Here is an 18,599-nt window from a genome sequence, read left to right as displayed (position 1 = left end):
AAAAATTTAGAAAAACTATTCAATCTACTCACAATTGTGTAGTAGAAAGGAACATAAAAAAATATCATTGGATTTTCTCATTATTTAACAGGTTTTCTTGATGAGAACTTATCGAGTTAATAACACTCTCCGCCGCAAACTTAATAATATTGTTGCTAATAAATTCATTAAAATTCTTGTCCGTATAATACCCAAATCCAAATTTTGCTTTTCTTAAAAGAGAAATATCCTGAATATTATCACTAACAAAGACTAATTGTTCGAAATCAATTCCACAATATTGTTCACTCTCTTTTGTAAAGAATGTTTCTTTTGTATAAAGCAAATCCTGTTTCAGTGTGCCAGTGCAAACATTAGAGTTAAAATCAAGACAACTGGAAATGTACTGAACCCCGAATTTAATCGCAACTGCTTCAACAATCACATCAAGGGATGCAGAGACAATATAAACCGGTACTTTACTAGCTTTGCAATTTTCTATAAGTTCAACAATCTGATCATCATAAACGAAACTATGTTGGACTAGAAAATTTGCATTTTCCTGCAATATGTTTTTTTTTATTCCTCTTAAAAAGAGGAGAGCAATTTTTCTATTCACATCGAATTTAATAAGCGATGATGCCTTAAAGAAAAATTTAAAAGGCAACCACCGACTCATTCTTCGATATATTCTATATGACAAGTTATCTTTTAAAAGATGATCTAAAAAAATAAAGGTAGTATTACCTTTAACTAAGGTATCACATAAATCTAATGCAACTGATAAATTAGTCATTTCTAACCTATAATGTATATGAATTACTTTTTAGCATTGAATATGAGATTTAAAAACATAATTAGCGACAAAACAATAATAGTTACAACCCAGTCTGAGTGATAAAGATATGCATTAAAAGAAGTTAGAAAATATGCACACTTGATTGTAAAAAATGCATAGAAAGCACACTGAATGGCTGATTTTTTAAAACTTGTTAGTGCTTTTATTAAAATCGCATTTTCAAGTCCAACAAGTATTGGTGACAGCAAAACACCCAGCACACCAAAATTAGACCAAGCTTCTGATATGTATAGACCATTAACATTCCAACCACCAAGTGCTATCATCTCAGGGAAGTAACGAGCCATCAGTTGTTCGGATGCTGGTGGTGCTACGTTTAAATTAAAAAGTTTTGTCAGAATATTAGCTAGAGATGATAGGCCGATATCGCCTGAATAACTATAGTAATCATAGGATAGATAGACTGAGATTACTTGCGCTATGAATATTCTGTCAAAGATGAGTGAAAGTATTTGCTGTATGTCGGTACTTACAAAAAGCAAGTATATGATAAATAACATTGAAACAGAAAACAAAACTAATTTTACTGATATTTTCTTTATCTGCCCTCGCGAATATCCATAACAGATTAGAGCACCAAAAATAAAGAAAAGAAATGGGCCTTTTTCACCTGTCGATAAAATATATATAGTAGCAGCGAAAAATGTTAATAGCGAATGTATATAATATTTTCGCCTTATACTAGTAAGAGCCAAATAAGAATAAGGGACTATATAAGCCAATAAAGTCCCGACAGAAATAATATAAGTATTAGCCACTAACCCTAAATCTTTAGTAACCATTATTCTTCGGAGAGCAATTTCTTCTGCAGTCCTGTTAGTAAATGCCATAATAAGAGGGCTTGGATAGATGCTGAACTGATAATATACAAAAATCAATAGGAATAGGCATGCCAGTACAAAGACAATTTTGGATTGCGATTTATTAATTTCACAAGCTTTCGTCAAATTACTACGATATATTCTTTCAGCGTTGAAAACTTTCAGACAAGCTAAAAAAGTTAGAAAAACCGCAATACCACCATATAAAACAAAATATGAGCCAACTATAATAGCGTCTCGATTATTTGCAATAGGGCGCACGAAATAACTTTCATTACCTAATCCTGATATAATTACACATGCACCCAAAAAAGCAAATATTATGTATATATAAAACCAGAAAGATATAAAATCCAGTGAAAAGGGACCAGAAATTCTAATTATATATCTGTAAGTTAATAATAGGAAGAAAACTGCTAAAAGTAGATATATTATTGCATCCATAACTCACCATTTAAATAGCAATTTAAAAATCCCAGCATATAAATATTTACTATCTATTCGATGCATGATCGTCGGGATGATTTTTAGGGCCGCTAATTTATGCTTGCTGGATAATGAGTAAAAACCTTCTAAATATATCAAATCTTTTAATTTTTCATAAAAAGGAGCATTTTTAAACTCTCTTAATATTTTTAGTTTATTTTCATGCATCCATTTTAATTTACTGTGACTATTCCCTGAGTGGATTCTATAAAAAGAAAATAAATTAGGAAGCACAGCAATCTTATAGTTTCTTTCAGCCGCTTTGTAATAAATATACAGATCCTCAATGGCAATATCAGTTCTGTAACCACCAATATCCTTTAAAGCTTGAGTGCGATATATTGACGTTGGAGAGTAAATAATGTTTGTTCTATCGAAAATATTGTTCTTATCGATAACCATGAAATTTTTTATAATGTTTTTTTGCTTTTTTATATCACACAAATTATTATTATCATCAACTTTTAGCTGGGTTCCTGAACATGCATAAAATTCATGGTGCTCTTCAAGAAACTGCACTTGCACAAACAACCGATTGATAGCCATATAATCATCTGCTGCAATGAAACAGATGTACTCCCCTAAAGCCATATCCAAGCACATATTTAAAGTTGCTGGCAGGCCTAAATTAGTATTATTTTCTATAAATTTGAAGTCTTGTGTAACATTTAATTGCCGAATTATATCAGATGTACCATCAATTGAGCCATTATCGATAACAGTCAAATCATAAGAAACATTCAATTGACATTTAATTGAATTCAGGCACAACTCAACAAATTTAGCGTGATTGTAAGATACAACAAAAATAGAAACGTGTTTTTTTTTCATGATTTAACTCTATAAACTACGAATATAGAAAACAATAAATATAAGCCGTAATTAACACAATATGCCACAGGAGCACCATATACTCCATAATGAATAACAAAAAAATAAGAGATAATTACAAAGCTAGCAGCAAAAAGAATCTCTGATAAAACAAATACTTTTGTCATCCCTTTAGAAATCATTGTATACGCATATAGCCAGCTGATTATTTTAAGAATATCACCTAGCAATTGATATTTAAACAGGTCTCTTGCGGCATAAAACTCCTTAGTAAACAATATTGAAATGATAAAATCCTTCAATATATAAACACCAGTTGAGCATAACATTACAACCGGAAGAATGACTTTTAACGTGGAGTTTATTTCAGTAACTATTAATTTATTATCTTTAATTGATGAAAGGCGAGGCAAATAATATGTACTTAATGCTATAGTTATTACAGCAAGATAAGTTTCTGATATTCTCCAAACAGCTTGCCAATACCCAGCCTGTGTCCATCCGACATTTTGAACAATAATATTTCGTATCAAAATCAGTGAACAAGGAACCACAATTGCACTCGTTACCGCCATAAGAATGTAACCACGGATATCTTTCATTCTCCTGGAGTCAAATTGTCCCCATAGATAGTTTATTTTAAACCATGGTTTTCTGAGAGAGTACAAAATCATGACCATTCCAACAACTGCATTTTGAACTGCAACCGCCAGCAAAGCACCATTAATATGCCCTAAAATAATCAAGAGAAGCATGATGGCAAGGGATAAGATTGCGGATACCATTCCCAAAAGTACATACTTTTTATATTGTTGCTGACCATTAATAACCGAGGCAATAAAAGTCCCTGCGGCTGTAAAAGGCAACAAAAAAGCAGTAATAACCAGGACCCATCCATAATTAGGCGTACCTAATATCCATGAAGAAAGGTAGGAAGATGTTAATATTGTTAAAGGAATGATTGTGGCTAAAATTAGAGCAACCCATCGGATACTTGCCTGCCACCATTTAGCACATTCATCATATCCATTTTTGTGATTTTCGGAAGTAAATCGAACAATCCCCGGACCTACCGGGGAATTAACTAAGCCATTTAATGTTGCGACTACGCTTTGAATCTGCCCTAACATAACTATACCCATTGGGCCGGTATAGATAGCGACAATTTTTGCGACTACAAATCCAGAAAACATCTTTATAAGAGTTAGCAATCCCGTAAAGAAAGTAACTGTAAGTAATCGCTTCATGCAGTAAAACCATTTATAGCTTGAATTACATAACCAATTTCCGCATCAGTCATTGTAGGATCCATTGGCAACGATAATACTTGTCTGTGAATTTTTTCCGTAATAGGCAATGCTAAATGTTCCCATTCTGTATACGCTTTCTGTTTGTGGGGCGGTTTTGGGTAATGAATAAGCGTTTGAATCCCCTTATCCTCAAGGTAAGTTTTTAAATTGTCGCGATGTTCCGTTTTGATAACGAAAAGATGCCAAACATGTTCTTCATTATTCTTAACAACTGGGAGTGATATTTCATCATTCTTAATTTCAGAACGGTATCTATGTGCAATATTTCTGCGGAATTTAATCTCGTGCTCTAAAAATTCCAATTTCACGTTTAGAAATGCAGCCTGCATTTCATCAAGACGGCTATTTACTCCTTTAAAAATATGTTCATACTTAGCGATAGAACCATAGTTTGCTAGTGCTCTTATGGTTTCAGCAAGCTCGTCATGGTTAGTTGTTATAGCTCCAGCATCCCCTAACGCTCCTAAATTTTTCCCTGGATAAAAGCTAAACGCGGCAGCATCACCCCATGAACCAGATTTTAATCCGTTTTTAGTTGCACCATGAGCTTGGGCACTATCTTCAAGAATTAACAAATTATGTTCACAGGCGATATCTTTTATTTTTTCCATATCACATATATACCCATATAAATGCACTGGTATAATTACTTTTGTTTTAACAGTTATATTTTTTTTAATCTGCGAAATGGAGATATTATATGTATCTTCATCTGGTTCAATCAATACACACTTTAAACCAACTTCAGAAATGGCAAGGATAGTCGCAATAAAAGTATTCCCTGGAACTAGAATCTCATCACCTTCTTTTAACATTCCCAGAATTTTCCATGCTTTAAGAGTCAAGACTAACGCATCAAGCCCGTTAGCTACACCGATGCAATGCTTAACTCCACAATACATAGCGAAATTATTTTCGAATTTTTTTACTTCTGCTCCTTGAATATACCAACCCGAATTAATCACTCGTTCAGAAGCTTGAATTAGATCTTTTGCGTATTGCTTATTGATTCGGCTTAAATTAAGAAAATCGACTTTCATTATTTTTCTCCAATATTTTTTCAATGCTAATTTTTTTAGTTAATTCACAACCAATATTTATTTTAAAATCGATCAACCCTTGATTAATCGAAGAATTCTCAGTAGAAATTCCGATGTCTAAAGTTTTGAAAGCCTCTTTAACACAGAATAAGTATAACTGCTCAGCCAATTTTACGATTGGAGAAAGTTTCCTAAACTCAGGGTTTTCGCCCCAGTAAAAAACATACATATGATCTTCATTTATTTTTAAACAAATAGATGATGCAAATATTAAATTATCACTTTTTAAATTAAAAAAATATACGTCATTTGGCATAGCCTTGTAAAGAGAATATAACGCCTCCCAACTCATAGTCATTGGATAGCCTTGCGATTCTCTATTAGCTTTTATAACTTCATAAGCACTGTGAATCTCATCATGTTCTGTAACTCGAGTAAACGTTGTGTTTTCCCTTGTAATTCTATTCAATTCACGTCTTTTGCTACTGCTTAATTTTTTCCTAAAGTAATCTTCGCTTATTATATTTAGATGGTAATTAAGATCTATGTTATTGATCTTCCATCCTTTATTAAACATAGTATTTAACAAATAATTATTATTATCCGAATTATATAATTCAGGAGGTAGTTTATATGTCAATTTCTTTAAGGTATAATTGACGGCAAGATATCTTTCTATATAATCTAAAAATAAATCTAATTTTTTTAACGCTATTCGTTCATTTATCAAATAAAAATCTGAAAAGGCGCCAGTAATTGGTGCAAAAAATTCAAAATCTTCATCCGAATTTTTCTTTGAGAAAACTATCTGCGATAATATTTTATTTTCTTTTGCATCGCACAACGAAAAGACAATACTATGTTTGTTTTGAACTTTTTTTTGATGCTCTAAAAAAACATGTTTTGAGAATATTGTTGTTGATAAACTTTTTTCTTCTGTCGAAACCACACAATTTAGGGCTTTAAGGCTATCCACTATTCCTTCTAGGCATTTCATTACAACCACCTTTCCATTTTGATTAACTGCTCATCTACAGTTGAAAGTACAAATCCTTCTCTCTTATATAGATTAATAGCTCGCTGATTATTCGAATTTACTTGCAAATACAATTTTTTCAACCCCAGCAATCGTGCTTCTGAAATTATTTTCTGCATAATCTCTCTGCCTAACCCTTGCCCCCAATAATTTTTCTCGCCTATGTATCCCCAATATTCTCCTTTTTCATGATTAATATTTTTTATACCCACAGCTCCTATTTTTTTATTCTGATAAGTGATGCCGCGAATAAAGTAATCACGCCTTTCTCCTAAAGATTTAAAAAATATTAACTGTTCCTCTTTTGTAAATTCAGGAGTCATAGTCAGTATGGATATTTCAGGGTCCTTCAACCACAGCCAACTTAACGCAAGAAATGACTCGTCATATTCAACGAACTCTAACATTTGTCATACCTTTGAATTCTTCGTAACTGGTTATATAATCAGAAGGATCATAAATTTCACTGGCTAAAACCATTAAAACACAATCATTAGAAAAATTATGCATTTCCCTCCAGCTTAACTTGTCAATATAGAGCCCTCTGGATGGCGAGTCTAAGGTCAAAACTTCAATTCCTTGCCCTTCGTCGATATGGAAATCGCATTTCCCTTTAATTGCTATTACAATTTGTTTTAAATTTTTATGGGCATGGAATCCGCGCGATACACCAGAAGACGTGTTGAAAATATAATACACTCGTTTAATATTAAAAGGAATATTTTTACACTGTTCAAGCGAGATCAACGATCCACGGTCATCACCGTAAACATCAAAATCAATAATTTTCATAAATTCATCCCGAGATATTTTTCATTAGAAAACTAACATAAAAGCTTGCGGAGATATTGTCCGTAATGATTTTTAATTAATTTAGAACTTCGTGTATATAATTCATCGCTTGAGAGCCATCCGTTACGCCAGGCTATTTCCTCGGGACATGCAACCATCATCCCCTGACGTTTTTGCACAGTCTCAACAAAACTACCAGCCTCAATTAAACTATCATGAGTACCAGTGTCCAGCCATGCGAAACCTCGGCCTAATAACTCCACGTTCAAATTGTTATTATTAAGATATACTTCGTTGACAGTTGTTATTTCCAACTCACCTCTAGATGACGGTTTTATATTTTTTGCAATATTGATAACATCGTTATCATAGAAATAAAGGCCTGTCACTGCCCAGTTTGATTTGGGTTTCTCTGGTTTTTCTTCAATACTCAAAGCCTTAAAATTGGCATCAAACTCTACCACACCAAATCGCTCGGGATCCATTACCTGGTAGCCAAAGACCGTTGCACCACTACCTCTATTGCTTGCCATTTGCAGTTTTGGTGTAAAACCCTGACCGAAGAAAATATTGTCGCCCAAAACAAGGCAAACAGAATCATTACCAATGAATTCTTCACCAATTATAAATGCTTGTGCTAGTCCATCTGGGCTTGGTTGAATTGCATAACTCAGGTTAATTCCAAACTGTCTTCCATCACCTAACAGCCTGACAAACCCATCCTGATCCTCTGGTGTCGTGATTATTAGTATATCTTGTATACCCGCCAGCATTAATACCGATAAGGGATAATAAATCATAGGCTTATCATATATTGGGAGCAATTGTTTAGAAACCCCCATTGTAATTGGGTATAGTCTTGTTCCAGAGCCACCAGCAAGAATAATGCCTTTCATTTATTATTATCTCCATATTGTTTTGAAAGCCAGGAAGCATATGCTCCGCTTTTTACATTCTTTACCCAACGCTCATTCGATAAATACCACATTACCGTTTTACGAATACCACTTTCGAAAGTTTCAATTGGCTTCCAGCCTAAATCATTACCGATTTTCGCTGCATCAATCGCATAGCGACGGTCATGTCCTGGGCGATCAGTTACATAAGTAATCTGATCACGATAAGAGCCCTCTTTAGGCACTATTTCATCCAACAGATCGCAAATCGTATGGACCACGTCCAGGTTCTGCTTCTCGTTATGGCCGCCAATGTTGTACGTTTCACCCGGTTTCCCTTGAGTGACAACGGTGTAGAGTGCACGCGCATGATCTTCTACATACAGCCAGTCACGGATTTGATCGCCTTTACCGTAAATTGGCAGAGCTTTACCTTCCAGCGCATTCAGAATAACCAACGGGATCAGTTTTTCCGGGAAATGGTACGGGCCGTAGTTATTCGAACAGTTGGTGACGATAGTCGGGAAACCGTAGGTACGAAGCCAGGCACGCACGAGATGGTCACTGGAGGCTTTCGACGCTGAATACGGGCTGCTTGGTGCATACGCGGTGGTTTCTGTGAAGAGTGGCAGCTCAGTTGATTCCGGATGTTCATCAGGATGGGGTAAATCACCATACACTTCGTCGGTAGAGATGTGATGGAAACGAAACGTTTTCTTCGCCTGCTCATCCAACGTAGACCAGTACGCTCGAGCGGCTTCCAGAAGCACATAGGTGCCGACGATATTGGTTTCGATAAACGCAGCCGGGCCGGTAATTGAACGATCGACGTGACTTTCAGCTGCCAGGTGCATCACCGCATCAGGCTTGTGTTTTGCGAAAATGCGATCCATAGCGTCTTTGTCGCAAATATCTGCATGTTCAAAGGCATAGCGGTCGCTTTCGCTGACTTCACTAAGCGACTCAAGATTACCGGCATAGGTCAGCTTATCCACATTGACGACGTCGTCCTGGGTATTTTTAATAATATGTCGTACAACTGCTGAGCCGATAAAGCCGGCACCGCCCGTCACAAGAATTTTCACGTTATCTGTTCCGTCTGTTGGAAATGTCTGGATACTGACGCTCTGAAACCTGACCATTTAGAAACGGTTTCAGAAATTGAGCACGCTACCGCCCCTGGCTTAACAGCTACCAGTGTACTGAGCGGTGTTTGATTAAATGATTTTTCTTGTCTGGATACAGACAAAAACTGGCGTTAATTGTCGTCCTAAACGACCTTAGAAACAAGCACAAATCGCTACAAACCTGCTCAGGCTTGAATCAGATAACTCAATGTTATCATTAGTATTAATAACGAAAAACGGCAGTCATCATTATGGATATGCTTCAACACACCTTAATGATGACTGCCGCTGGTTCAAGCCTTGGCAGGAATATCAGTCGTTATTAGCCAGCAACTTTTCAATACGGCTTCTGAACTTCGCCCCTTCTTTCAGGTTACGCAGCCCATAATTTACAAACGCCTGCATATACCCCATTTTCTTACCGCAGTCATAGCTATCGCCGGTCATCAGCATGGCGTCCACGGACTGCTTCTTCGCTAACTCAGCAATCGCGTCGGTCAGTTGGATGCGGTCCCAGGCGCCTGGCTCGGTTTTTTCAAGTTCCGCCCATATATCTGCGTTCAGAACATAACGGCCAACCGCCATCAGGTCCGAATCAAGCGTCTGTGGCTGATCCGGTTTTTCAATGAACTCGACGATGCGGCTCACCTGCCCTTCCGTCTCAAGCGCTTCTTTCGTCTGAATTACGGAGTACTCAGAGAGATCGCCTTTCATGCGTTTAGCCAGCACCTGGCTACGACCCGTTTCATTGAAACGTGCCACCATTGCCGCCAGGTTGTAACGTAGCGGATCGGCAGAAGCGTTATCAATGATGATGTCCGGCAGCACAACGATGAACGGGTTATCGCCCACCACTGGACGGGCACACAAAATCGAGTGGCCGAGACCCAGCGGCTGCGCCTGGCGCACGTTCATAATGGTCACGCCTGGAGGACAAATAGACTGAACTTCCGCCAGCAGCTGGCGTTTGACTCGCTGCTCCAGCAACGCTTCGAGTTCGTAAGAGGTGTCGAAGTGGTTTTCAACCGCGTTCTTGGACGAGTGGGTAACCAGGACGATTTCTTTGATCCCTGCAGCAACAATCTCGTCGACAATGTACTGAATCATTGGCTTATCGACGATCGGCAGCATCTCTTTTGGAATGGCTTTTGTGGCTGGCAGCATATGCATGCCCAGACCTGCTACCGGAATGACTGCTTTCAAATTGATCATTATCTCTTCCACCTTAAAATGGTTGACGAAGTATAAACCGTGTCAGGAAAAATGCCTGATAAAGAAAGTCTACTGCGTCGAATGCAAATCACGTTTAGTTCAGAACGCTGATTACTTAAGTTCATTACGCTATAAGTGTGACCCAGAATCGTCAAAAACCCTATCAATAAAGAAGCCGTAGAGTCTGTTTCCGACAAATCCCAGATCAGCAGCCGCTATTCAGAAACGAACGTGATGTCATCTTTCTTCTCATGAACGAACTCATACTTCAACGTACGGTCCAGCCCTTGAGATAAGGTATAAGGCGCTTTAAAACCTGATGTGTGTACTTTCGTGGCATCAAATTGAGTGGTGGCACAGAATTTTTTGACACGAACGGAACTGATCGCATACTTCTTACCAGTCACTTTGCTAAGAATATCAAAGCAAAAGCCACCAAGCATACCTAAAGGATAAGGGAGATGAACTGATGGGATTTTTTTGCTAAGGCTCTTTTCCACCTCAGCAACCAGCTGATTCATATTCAGATCGGGCTTATCGACATAGTTGTATACGTCGTAGCCAGGTTTGACGTTGCTCAATCGGAATTTGATAAACTCCACAATATTGCCGACATAAGCCATAGACTTGTAGTTAGTTCCGGCCCCCACCATTGCGAATTTGCCACCCGCAATTTGCTTAAGAAGATTGAAGACATTGCCACGATTGCGTTCACCAAAAATGACCGTTGGACGAACAATTGTCAGAGATCGCTCTTCTGGAGCTTTGTTGAACCATTCACGCAGCACCTCTTCCGCCTGCCACTTACTTTTACCATAGTGGTTAAAAGGATCGTGCGGGTGAGATTCGTCAGGATTGACTTTATTGAGACCATAAACAGCAACTGAGCTGGTAAAAATAATGTTCTTAACATTATTTTTTTCCATCGCTGCCAGTACATTACGTGTACCCTGAACGTTTACATCATAGTAGAGCGACGTTGGGCTGACATCATCACGATGCTCGGCGGCGAGCAATACCACCGTGTCGAAACCGGCAAGAGCCTGATCGAGTTGCTCCTGATTGCGTACATCTCCGGAAACAGTAATCTCAGGGTAGAAATGGCTTTGCTGTTTGTCGAAGTTGGTGACATCAAACTCAGCCTTTGAAATCTCGATCAAACGAGTCCCAACGAAGCCGGACGCGCCAATAAACAAAACTTTATCGTTCATAAACCACTCAGTGCATTTGTGTTTGGCAAACCTCCGGTAATCTCTGCATTCCCTGAGGTATCGCTAATGATAAGACAGAACTGACGAAAATGTGGCACGGATTATAACCCCTAAAATCGCTGAGTTCAGTAACAAATTTTAGGGGTTACCGCGCACTCAATGAGATATGATGTCAAGACTTACTTCCTGAAGGAAGGAAGCGCAAAGTTCAGCCTTTCCACATTCACCACCTGCTGGTCGACCCGGTCAATATCCACCGAGCTTTGCCCCTTCTCATTAACGGCTTTTATGTTCGCCAGTGACAGCAGCGTCTCGTCTTTCGCCATAAATTTACCCCGCACATCCTTGCGCAGGTCGAAGTTGATCTTCAGGGCGGGCCCCACAGCAGCTTCCTGCATCACATTGATGTTGCGTAAAAAAAGATGTTGCGGCTTGTTGTGTAATTCAAGCGTAGCACGCTGCATATCCACGTTGGTTATCGCCACAAACGAGGTCGCGTTACCGGATGAAATCTGTATTCCGCGCAATTTATAGGCAAGCTGGCGGTTATCGAGGTGAATATTATTGAGCTTGAAGTTCTGCGGGATGGACAAATAATCGCCTTTTATCACCCCATAGCCAATTAACATTCCGGCACTGTTCACCATATCGACATTATCAATAATGAAATTATCACAGCCATAAATGGCCACCGTGGCGTTGTCTATTCCCGCCTTTTTACTGAAGTCGGGAGTAATATTTTTGGCCTTAATATTGCGGATAACAAAGTGTTTCCCGTTTTCCACGTGCACCAGCTGGCGACAGTTGCTGCCGGTAATGTTGGCCACCACGAAGTTCTTGACGGTTTGCTTCTCCGGATAGTCATTATCGTAGGTGCTGCCGGCGAGGCCAATGCCGATGCCCCAGTTGATCTTGCCGTTGGTGCAGTTGATGTTGTCGATGACATGATCGGAGATCAGGATATTGCGATCGTTGATGGCGACGTTCCACTCGATCGCATCGCCCTGCAGGTGACTAAATTTGCTGTTGGTGATGCGCGCTCCGTCCACCTGGTTATGGAAACCCTGACGCAGGATGGCGTAGTTGGCCTGACTCACGCTGATGTTATCAATCAGCAAATTGCGCATCACGCTGGGTTTCTTGCCGCCGATGTAGATCTGCGTCACCGGGCCAAACCCGCTCATGGCCAGCCCTTTGATAACGCAGTCAGAGCCGCGAACGTCGAGCGTAATGTTCTCCGTGCGGCCCGCTCCTTCACCTATCACTTTGCTGCCTTCCTGCAGAACAAAGCGGCCGCGCCCGTTACCGGTTAGCGCCCCGCGGATCAGCAGCGTTTTACCGTCAGGAATGAAAATGCCCGTATTGATGTTTTCGCAGGTGAGCCCGGCAGGGACCACAACCGTGTCGCCATCAGTAAATGCCTGCTTAAAGGCGGCGATCCAGTCGTTGTTATTGTACTGATTAACAGAGACCGTTTTTCCAGCAGCCGCTCGCGCAATGCGTGACGACAGCAGCGGCGTGGCCGCCAGAACGGACAGAGAAGAGACAAAGGTGCGTCGGGTAATCTTTTTCAGCATACATCCTCGGCGTTACAACGTTTGCAGCAGGCTCGCTAACTGGCGATTAATCACCTGCTGGTTAAAATCGGTTTCAACTTTTTGCCGTGCATTATGAAGCACGGGCTCCAGCGTCTGCTGGTCGATGTCGCTGAAGGCAGCTAATCGGTCCGCAAGGGCTATCGCGTTATTCTCCGGCACCAGCCAGCCGGAATGGTCAGACTTAATCAGCTCCGGGATCCCGCTGTGCAGGGTCGATACCACAGGAATACCTACGGCCATCGCCTCCATCAGCGCCACCGGAATGCCTTCCATATCGCCATCGGCGCCCGTCACCGAGGGCAGCAGAAACACATCCGCCTCGTCGAGCATGGCCTTGACCTCGTGGCTCGGCTTGAAGCCGGGCATCTCTACGACATCTTCCAGCTGATACTGTTCGATAAGCGTGCGCAGACGACGCTCCCACGGCCCAATCCCGAGAATGCGGTAGTGGAAATCCACCCCGCGCGCTTTCAGCTGGCGGCAGGCTTCAATCGCCACATGCAGCCCTTTCTTCTCGGTCAGACGCGCGACGGAGATGATCTGCAGCGGTGTTCCCGGCACCTTTACAGGACGACGCGTGAAGCGCGTTAAATCCACGCCCATACGCGAAACGGCAATTTTCTCTCCCGGACAGCCCATGTTTTTCAGCCGTCCGGCCCACAGGTCGCTGATAGGCAGCATCATGTCGCCGCGTCGGAAAAGCTGCTGATACTCCGGGGTGTAATGGTTAAGCACTTCACGGCTGGAGATGTCGATACCGTGGAAGATGGTCGCAATTTTACCGTCAATCACCCCCAGTTCACGCAGCTTCGCGGCGGTGACGCCCGCCGGGCCAAAGTGGGCAATAAACACGTCGGCACGATACGGCTGCGCCGTTTGCCCGCAGATGGCCGACAGGATAAGATTGCGTGACTCCGCCCCATAGCGGGAAACATTCAGCGCCCGCCACGTCGATGCGCGGTGGATCCCGCGTAAGGTCTGGCTGGCCCGGTGGCGCAGCTTGCTCAGCTTCCCGGACGGCTCATCCTGCAGCCAGCGGGTTTTCGCCTCCAGCCCATACTGGGTATACGCCGCATGGGTGTTTTGGGTATCGCCCTTTTGCAGGGCGATAATCTCCACGTCATATCCCATATCGATAAACGCGGTGATTTGGTTCAGAACAAACGTTTCGGACGACAGCGGAAATTTCAGTAAGAAGAAACCAACCTTCATTTCCCCTCCCGTACGCGATCGAGTACCGATTTCACCATCCCAATGCCCTTCTCGCGCTCGGCTTTCACCGCCACCGCCAGACGTTCATTGATAGCTGGCAGTTGGCCGAGCGTGTCCCCCACCATCGCCCCGAGCGATCCGTCCAGCAGATGACGAATATCCACCGCCATTTCCGGCATACCGAGCTGCTGCATAATCCCGGCGGACTTGTGCTCATAGTTAATGGCAATGGCCGGCGTGCCGAAGTTCATGGAGATAATGGCGGAGTGCAGACGGGTGCCCACCGTCAGGTCGCAGGCGGAGAGCAGCTTGCCCATCTCCAGGTCGTTCAGTTCATCCATCACCACGTGATAGCGGGACGGGTCGTTCACCAGATTGCGCAGGTTCAGCGCCACCATACGGTCGTCTTTGTTGTAACTGTCGATACCGGTGCAGGTTGAGAGCGCCAGCACCTGGTACCCGCTGTCCAGCACGCGGTTCACCACGTCGGCGAAAGCTTTCTCATACGCCGCCTGCGTTGTGCCTAAACGTTTATCAAAAGGCGCCAGCTCGCGCAGGGTAATCGCGACGGTTTTCTGTTTCGCCGTAACGTCGAGCCAGTGCTGCACCGCGTAGCTCGGCTGGAAGCTGTCGTCCTGGTGATCCACCAGCCAGGCGGTGTCCACGCCGTGCTCAACTTTCGACGTGTCAATTTCGCTGCGCTTCATCATGTCGAGGCTGACCGACTCGCGCAGGATCAGCGCGTCGCAGTGGCCAAACACATAGTTCGCCAGCTGGTTAAACTGCGGATCCTGGAATGGCCCGACGCTGTGGCCAATCATAAACAGCGGTTTTTTCGCCATAAACGTACAAAGCGCATGCTCAAACTGCGGCACGCCGTAGAGATCGACGAAGAACGAACCGCCGACCTGGATAATCGCGTCATAGCCGGACAGCAGGCGAACAAAGTCGGTAAAGCCCTGCGCGATAGCGATGTTGCGCAGCTTGCCGGTATCGGTCACACGGGAAAGCAGCACCTGGTGCTGATAGCGACGACGCAGCACTTTCTTCACGCGGCCCATCACGCCCGCGGCGTTGTTATGCTGTTTCATCTGGCTGTAGAGCGGGTCGCCCATCACCGGGCGGTTCAGTAACCAGGATGAGCTGACCGGATAACGGCTCATCACGTCCACTTCGGTCTCAGGCTTAAGGGTGTTAATTGCATCCAGTAAACCGCGCAGGATGGCGCTGTCGCCACGGTTGCCGCAGGTATGGTTGCCAAGAATTAATAATTTCATAATGGCCTCTTAAATAACTAGCCTGCGCGAAGCAGCGTTTTCATTTTTTCGTTACGGCAAAACTGGCGCTTCATCTCTACCACCAGCGCATTGCGAGAAAGTACGATCATCACGACGAAGGCCAGCGCCCCCGTGGCAACCTGCACCGCCAGCAGCGCGGCCAGCGGCAAGTGGCCGCTGAGGATGATGCCCAGGCCGTAGCTCACCGCCAGGGTCGGCAATGAGAGATAGAACGGCAGCCACAGGCTCAGGATGTACTGACGGTAGCTGGAACCCAGCACCGGCTTGATCATGATGAAGTAGCTCAGAACGGTATTGACGATCTGCACCAGCAGGAAGCCCAGCGTCACGCCGATGGCGCCCGCCATATGCCCGCCAACGATAATCGCCGGAATAAACAGGAAGGTTTTGAACACGTTGAACTTAAAGCTGATGTCCACGCGCGCTTTTGCCATCAGCAGAGACCCAATTGGATTCCCCACGGAGCGCAACAGCCCTACCACGCACAGCAGCTGCAGGATCGGAATGATGCCGTTCCACTTTTCACCAAACACCAGCGGCACGAAGTTGCTGGACACCACCATCAGCCCCAGCAGCACCGGGAAGTTAATAATCCCCACCACGGAAAGCAGCTTGTAGAAGTTGACGCGCAGCTTCTCGGTGTCGTCCTGAATCTTGGCAAACGCCGGGAACAGGACGCGGGTGATAATCGGGTTCAGCTTCATCGGCGGCACCACCGCGACGTTGTAGGCCAGGTTGTAGCCCCCCGCCACGCTCGCGCCAAGAATACGCGCCAGCACCAGCGTCGACAGGTTGGTATTCACATAGTTGATGATGCTGTCCGCCGTCAGCCACGCGCCAAAGCGCAGGTTGGACGAGACGGACGCCAGGGAGAAATGCAGCCCCGGACGGTAGATCTTGCGGCCAAAGTAGCCGAACAGCAGCGTACGGACGGCAGAGTTAACCAGGTATCCCAGAATAGCGGTCATCGCCAGCGGCCAGAAATGGGCGCTCACCACGGTGAAGGTAAAGCCCGCCAGAACGGCGCTGGTCTCAATCATGCCGATCTTGTTGAACTCCAGCTCTTTCTGCATCAGCGCGCGGAACTGCTGTCCGTGCGGGATCACCACGAAAGCAAACGACAGCGTGCGCATCAGCGGAGCGAGATCCGGGTTGTGCAGCACGCTGGCGATGGTATCGCTCAGCAGGAACACCAGCACAAACACGAATATCCCCAGCCCCACGTTCAGCCAGTAGAGCGTGGTCAGCTCCAGATGGCTAATCTCTTTGCGCTGGATAATCGAGTTGGCGATACCAAAATCAGACAGCGTATCGGCCAGCGCGATAATCACCAGCGAGACGGTCAGCAGGCCGAACTGGTGATTATCAATAATGCGCGCCAGCACGGTCATCTGCACCAGACCGAGGCCAATGATGACGATGGTCGCCATCGCTGACCACTTCGCCCCGCTGATGGTTTTTTCACGTAAGCTCATCTTAGTACGCCGCTTTGTTCACGAAACCTTTGAAGATGGTCAGAAAAACAATCTTGATATCGAACCAGATACTCCATTCGCGGATGTACTCCAGATCGAATTCGATACGCTTTTCCATTTTTTCCAGCGTGTCGGTTTCGCCGCGCCAGCCGTTGATCTGCGCCCAACCGGTGATGCCCGGCTTCACCTTATGGCGCAGCATGTAGCCCTCAATCAGCGAGCGATACTGCTCGTTGTGCGCCACCGCGTGCGGACGCGGGCCAACAATCGACATGCCGCCGGTAAAGACGTTGATAAACTGCGGCAGTTCATCCAGCGAGGTGCGGCGCAGGAAGTTCCCCACGCGGGTGACGCGCGGATCGTTCTGCGTTGCCTGGGTCACCACCTTGTCGTTTTCCATCACCTTCATGGAGCGGAATTTCCACACCATAATCGGCTTGCCGTCCATACCGTAGCGAGTCTGGCGGAAGATAACCGGGCCGGGAGAGCTCAGCTTCACCGCCAGGGCAATGCAGCACAGAACAGGCGAAATCAGCAGCAGGATCAGTGAAGAGAGCACGATATCTTCCACGCGCTTCAGCACGCGGTTAATGCCCGACAGCGGCGTGTCGTATAGCGGTACCACCGGCACGCCGTTCACCTCTTCAATACGGGAGTGAAGAATGTTGAAGGTAAACACGTCCGGGATCAGGATCACGGAGCAGGTGGTGTCCGCCAGCTCGCGCATCAGTTGCTTAATGCGGGATTCGTCTCTCATCTGCATGGCAATGTAGACGTTGTGAATTTTGCCGGCTTTCGCGTCTTCAATAAGCTGGTCGTAATTACCCGCCCAGTCCGCAGGCACGCCACCCGGCTTCGCGTCGTGATAAATCCCCACCACTTCAAACCCTAACCACGGCTCTTTGCGGAAGCTGTCGAGCAGTACCTTCCCGACCGGCAGATCGCCCGCCACGGCAACGAAGCGACGGTTATAACCCCGGTTACGCAGCCAGCCCGCACCAAAGCGGATCAGGGAACGGCACACCACCATGCCGACACTGGTTAACAGATACCAGCAGAGATAGGTGACGAGGCGATTGTCAAAATCATGGCTGAACGCCACCAGGCCTGCGCTGAAGATCAGGCTAAGGGTCCAGTTCTGCAGCAGCAGCATCAGTTCGGTAGTCATTTTGACGCCGCGCCACGAGCGGTAGAAATCGGTCATTCCGCCGATCATTTGAAACACGACCAGCGCAATCAGGGCCATCAGCAGATGCATATATAAGAACGGCAGCCCGCTGATCCGACACACCGCCCACAATCCACCGACCATGATGGTGATATCAGAAAAACGCTGCACCATAGAGATTAACGATGCATTCGTTCTCGCTCGTTCGCGTTTTTTTAGATTCGTCATCGTTGTTCCTGTATTCGGTT

Annotated in this window: 17 protein-coding genes; all 17 read right to left on the bottom strand. The window is 44.4% G+C overall.

The features are described 5' to 3' along the window. Positions 1-64: 64 nt before the first annotated feature. The 17 genes from ACDO57_RS02355 to wcaJ all read right to left on the bottom strand — a co-directional run bounded on the left by ACDO57_RS02355 (position 65) and on the right by wcaJ (position 18,579). Positions 65-775, bottom strand: coding sequence for an HAD family hydrolase (locus ACDO57_RS02355; RefSeq protein ID WP_370883477.1), 711 nt, complete (start codon positions 773-775; stop codon positions 65-67). Positions 776-798: 23 nt separating this feature from the next. Next, on the bottom strand, positions 799-1,920 hold the full coding sequence (locus tag ACDO57_RS02350; protein ID WP_370883476.1) for an O-antigen polymerase: 1,122 nt from the start codon (positions 1,918-1,920) through the stop codon (positions 799-801). Between the two features lie 186 nt (positions 1,921-2,106). Continuing rightward, a complete protein-coding gene (locus ACDO57_RS02345) occupies positions 2,107-2,976 on the bottom strand; it encodes a glycosyltransferase family 2 protein (protein WP_370883475.1) in 870 nt (289 codons plus the stop codon). Next, a complete protein-coding gene (locus ACDO57_RS02340) occupies positions 2,973-4,223 on the bottom strand; it encodes an O-antigen translocase (protein ID WP_248260072.1) in 1,251 nt (416 codons plus the stop codon). Before ACDO57_RS02340 ends, ACDO57_RS02345 begins: the two co-directional genes overlap by 4 nt. Continuing rightward, positions 4,220-5,326 carry a DegT/DnrJ/EryC1/StrS family aminotransferase gene (locus ACDO57_RS02335; protein ID WP_370883474.1) on the bottom strand — a complete coding sequence of 369 codons (1,107 nt, stop codon included), beginning with the start codon at positions 5,324-5,326 and terminating at the stop codon, positions 4,220-4,222. The genes ACDO57_RS02340 and ACDO57_RS02335 overlap by 4 nt, the downstream gene beginning before the upstream one ends. Next, positions 5,307-6,323, bottom strand: coding sequence for a GNAT family N-acetyltransferase (locus ACDO57_RS02330; RefSeq protein WP_370883473.1), 1,017 nt, complete (start codon positions 6,321-6,323; stop codon positions 5,307-5,309). Before ACDO57_RS02330 ends, ACDO57_RS02335 begins: the two co-directional genes overlap by 20 nt. After that, positions 6,323-6,769, bottom strand: coding sequence for a GNAT family N-acetyltransferase (locus ACDO57_RS02325; protein WP_370883472.1), 447 nt, complete (start codon positions 6,767-6,769; stop codon positions 6,323-6,325). The genes ACDO57_RS02330 and ACDO57_RS02325 overlap by 1 nt, the downstream gene beginning before the upstream one ends. After that, positions 6,753-7,154 carry an FdtA/QdtA family cupin domain-containing protein gene (locus ACDO57_RS02320; protein ID WP_248239118.1) on the bottom strand — a complete coding sequence of 134 codons (402 nt, stop codon included), beginning with the start codon at positions 7,152-7,154 and terminating at the stop codon, positions 6,753-6,755. Before ACDO57_RS02320 ends, ACDO57_RS02325 begins: the two co-directional genes overlap by 17 nt. A gap of 32 nt (positions 7,155-7,186) precedes the next feature. Then, on the bottom strand, positions 7,187-8,050 hold the full coding sequence (gene rfbA / locus ACDO57_RS02315; RefSeq protein WP_248239116.1) for a glucose-1-phosphate thymidylyltransferase RfbA: 864 nt from the start codon (positions 8,048-8,050) through the stop codon (positions 7,187-7,189). Continuing rightward, positions 8,047-9,135, bottom strand: coding sequence for a dTDP-glucose 4,6-dehydratase (rfbB, locus tag ACDO57_RS02310; protein WP_157189438.1), 1,089 nt, complete (start codon positions 9,133-9,135; stop codon positions 8,047-8,049). Before rfbB ends, rfbA begins: the two co-directional genes overlap by 4 nt. A 354-nt stretch (positions 9,136-9,489) precedes the next feature. Then, positions 9,490-10,389, bottom strand: a complete 900-nt coding sequence (gene galF / locus ACDO57_RS02305; protein WP_046092891.1) for a GalU regulator GalF — start codon at positions 10,387-10,389, stop codon at positions 9,490-9,492. A 215-nt stretch (positions 10,390-10,604) separates the two neighbouring features. Continuing rightward, positions 10,605-11,600 carry an NAD-dependent epimerase/dehydratase family protein gene (locus ACDO57_RS02300; RefSeq protein WP_061714799.1) on the bottom strand — a complete coding sequence of 332 codons (996 nt, stop codon included), beginning with the start codon at positions 11,598-11,600 and terminating at the stop codon, positions 10,605-10,607. A 179-nt stretch (positions 11,601-11,779) separates the two neighbouring features. Further along, a complete protein-coding gene (wcaM, locus tag ACDO57_RS02295) occupies positions 11,780-13,177 on the bottom strand; it encodes a colanic acid biosynthesis protein WcaM (protein ID WP_061714798.1) in 1,398 nt (465 codons plus the stop codon). A 12-nt stretch (positions 13,178-13,189) separates the two neighbouring features. After that, complete coding sequence (gene wcaL / locus ACDO57_RS02290; protein WP_032646470.1) at positions 13,190-14,410, bottom strand: colanic acid biosynthesis glycosyltransferase WcaL; 1,221 nt, start codon at positions 14,408-14,410, stop codon at positions 13,190-13,192. Next, positions 14,407-15,687 (bottom strand): colanic acid biosynthesis pyruvyl transferase WcaK, encoded by a 1,281-nt coding sequence (wcaK, locus tag ACDO57_RS02285; RefSeq protein ID WP_045355499.1) that lies wholly within the window; start codon positions 15,685-15,687, stop codon positions 14,407-14,409. Before wcaK ends, wcaL begins: the two co-directional genes overlap by 4 nt. A 17-nt stretch (positions 15,688-15,704) precedes the next feature. Further along, entirely contained in the window at positions 15,705-17,183 is a 1,479-nt protein-coding gene (wzxC, locus tag ACDO57_RS02280) for a colanic acid undecaprenyl disphosphate flippase WzxC (RefSeq protein WP_370883471.1), read from the bottom strand. A gap of 1 nt (position 17,184) precedes the next feature. Continuing rightward, positions 17,185-18,579, bottom strand: a complete 1,395-nt coding sequence (wcaJ, locus tag ACDO57_RS02275; protein ID WP_032646472.1) for an undecaprenyl-phosphate glucose phosphotransferase — start codon at positions 18,577-18,579, stop codon at positions 17,185-17,187. Positions 18,580-18,599: the final 20 nt, after the last annotated feature.

The organism is Enterobacter cloacae complex sp. 2015409 (assembly GCF_041365315.1).
Lineage (GTDB): Bacteria > Pseudomonadota > Gammaproteobacteria > Enterobacterales > Enterobacteriaceae > Enterobacter > Enterobacter pseudoroggenkampii.
This window is presented reverse-complemented; position numbering and strand designations above follow the sequence as displayed.

Bases quoted from the DNA above. Each gene is read 5' to 3' on its own strand.
- ACDO57_RS02330 (WP_370883473.1), bottom strand. From the start codon at position 6,323: ATGAAATGCCTAGAAGGAATAGTGGATAGCCTTAAAGCCCTAAATTGT.
- wcaM (WP_061714798.1), bottom strand. From the start codon at position 13,177: ATGCTGAAAAAGATTACCCGACGCACCTTTGTCTCTTCTCTGTCCGTT.
- ACDO57_RS02325 (WP_370883472.1), bottom strand. From the start codon at position 6,769: ATGTTAGAGTTCGTTGAATATGACGAGTCATTTCTTGCGTTAAGTTGG.
- wcaK (WP_045355499.1), bottom strand. From the start codon at position 15,687: ATGAAATTATTAATTCTTGGCAACCATACCTGCGGCAACCGTGGCGAC.
- ACDO57_RS02320 (WP_248239118.1), bottom strand. From the start codon at position 7,154: ATGAAAATTATTGATTTTGATGTTTACGGTGATGACCGTGGATCGTTG.
- galF (WP_046092891.1), bottom strand. From the start codon at position 10,389: ATGATCAATTTGAAAGCAGTCATTCCGGTAGCAGGTCTGGGCATGCAT.
- ACDO57_RS02335 (WP_370883474.1), bottom strand. From the start codon at position 5,326: ATGAAAGTCGATTTTCTTAATTTAAGCCGAATCAATAAGCAATACGCA.
- wcaL (WP_032646470.1), bottom strand. From the start codon at position 14,410: ATGAAGGTTGGTTTCTTCTTACTGAAATTTCCGCTGTCGTCCGAAACG.
- ACDO57_RS02340 (WP_248260072.1), bottom strand. From the start codon at position 4,223: ATGAAGCGATTACTTACAGTTACTTTCTTTACGGGATTGCTAACTCTT.
- wzxC (WP_370883471.1), bottom strand. From the start codon at position 17,183: ATGAGCTTACGTGAAAAAACCATCAGCGGGGCGAAGTGGTCAGCGATG.
- rfbA (WP_248239116.1), bottom strand. From the start codon at position 8,050: ATGAAAGGCATTATTCTTGCTGGTGGCTCTGGAACAAGACTATACCCA.
- wcaJ (WP_032646472.1), bottom strand. From the start codon at position 18,579: ATGACGAATCTAAAAAAACGCGAACGAGCGAGAACGAATGCATCGTTA.
- ACDO57_RS02345 (WP_370883475.1), bottom strand. From the start codon at position 2,976: ATGAAAAAAAAACACGTTTCTATTTTTGTTGTATCTTACAATCACGCT.
- ACDO57_RS02300 (WP_061714799.1), bottom strand. From the start codon at position 11,600: ATGAACGATAAAGTTTTGTTTATTGGCGCGTCCGGCTTCGTTGGGACT.
- ACDO57_RS02355 (WP_370883477.1), bottom strand. From the start codon at position 775: ATGACTAATTTATCAGTTGCATTAGATTTATGTGATACCTTAGTTAAA.